At 50.8% G+C, this 1,189-nt stretch carries 1 protein-coding gene; it reads right to left on the bottom strand.

Going from position 1 to position 1,189, the window contains the following annotated elements:
* Positions 1-1,041, bottom strand: a 1,041-nt coding sequence (locus tag HMPREF9538_RS17155) for a porin (RefSeq protein ID WP_009484706.1), incomplete at its 3' end; no start/stop codon positions are given.
* Positions 1,042-1,189 lie beyond the last annotated feature (148 nt).

The raw sequence follows: 1,189 nt of genomic DNA, 5'->3' as shown, positions 1-1,189 counted from the left end.
GCTAATCCCCAGACCGTTATCGATACGCTGATAGTTGCGGCCGTTCACATATTCCAGACGGTCGCCCATAAAGTACGGCTGAATAGATTTAACAGCGTATTGATTGATCGGGAATTTATAGCCCGCAAAATATTCAATCCCCCAGGCGTCACCGGCAAAGTAATTATGCACATCGGTTTTCTTGGTGGTGAGGAAGTTCTGATACCAGCCGCCGCCGAAGGAGAAGGTCCAGTTATCCGGGGTCCAGCTCAGCGCGGTACCGACGATATTCTGGTCATAGGTTTTGCTGTCGGCGCTTGACGGGTCGCGCATTTCGGCGCGGGTGTAGTTCCACGCGGTACCCCAGGTCAGATCCTTCATGATGTGGTAGTCCGCGCCAACAGAACCACCGCCTTTACGCTTGTAGCGCAGGCCGTTACCCGGCAGGTATTCGCTGTCTTCGAACAGATAAGATCCGTAAAGATCGACATCACCTACAGTTTTCTTATATTTCAGCATATTACGTGAACGATAGGAGCCATCGTAATCGCCATTAATACCGTTCCCCGGGGCCTGACCGATCATATCGTAGTCCCAGATATCGGTTTTCACCCCCACCACATCATAGTAAATGCTGTTCTGCTGCCCGTAGGTTAACGTACCCCTGGTATCGCTTTTCAGGCCGGTATACAGCATGCGGCGGGTGGTATTGTTCGCGCCTTCCGCGTAGTGGTTATCCCAGTCAAACAGCGCCGGAATGTTCACGCCCAGCTCATAGTAGCTGATCCAGCTAATATCATCGAACAGGTAGTAATCCGCCGCGAAGCGGAAGCGGGTGCCGCCGTCAAAACCGTTACGCTTATAGGAGCCTTTGTCGCCATCGCCGGTCATCATGTTGAACTGCGGCCGGATACTGCCGCCGACGGTAAAGTTAAGCCGGCTTAACGGATCGCCCGCCTGCGGATCTTGTTTCAGCAGCGTAATCTCCGCGTGGGAAGGCAATGACGTTAACGCTAATGCTGCGCCGATCGAGATCGCCAGCGCTTTTATTGTGTGTGCCATAGTTTTTCCTTGATTAATAAGCCACCTTATATTTTCCAGTTGAATATTAACCGCGAATCAGCATAGCGTGTTGTTGGGTTTTTAATGTTTTGTGCTCTTAAAAATCAATGATTTATCAATTTGTGCGTTTAAAATAAAAGCCCCCCCC

The organism is Klebsiella sp. MS 92-3 (assembly GCF_000195655.1).
Classification (GTDB): Bacteria; Pseudomonadota; Gammaproteobacteria; order Enterobacterales; family Enterobacteriaceae; genus Klebsiella; species Klebsiella pneumoniae.
This window is presented reverse-complemented; position numbering and strand designations above follow the sequence as displayed.